The organism is Streptococcus sp. HMSC36C04 (assembly GCF_001839535.1).
Taxonomy (GTDB): Bacteria; Bacillota; Bacilli; order Lactobacillales; family Streptococcaceae; genus Streptococcus; species Streptococcus hominis.
In genome coordinates this window covers 1-257 of record NZ_KV841582.1, presented here as the reverse complement: position 1 = coordinate 257, position 257 = coordinate 1, and the positions used below count along the sequence as shown (strand labels likewise).

The following is a 257-nucleotide window of genomic DNA, read 5'->3' as shown; positions in this document are numbered from 1 at the left end:
CAAAAAAACTCATAGCGTTTCATTGGTGTAAACTGTAAGCAACCACACAAACAGAACCCGAGGAAAAACTATGAGCTACTACCATCTTACCATAACTGACCGAATAAAGATAGAAACCTACTTGGAATTAGGTTTGAAACCTTGCCAAATTGCAAGTAAACTTGGCGTCCATAAGTCTACCATTTCAAGAGAGTTAAGACGATGCCAAAATGGTTATTCCGCAACCTCAGCACAGGAACAGTACGATCACAGGGCTA

1 protein-coding gene is annotated in these 257 nt (G+C 40.5%); it reads left to right on the top strand.

Annotated elements, in window-relative coordinates:
* Window positions 1-70: 70 nt before the first annotated feature.
* Window positions 71-257, top strand: a 187-nt coding sequence (locus HMPREF3249_RS02090; protein ID WP_142350226.1) for a helix-turn-helix domain-containing protein, incomplete at its 3' end; no start/stop codon positions are given.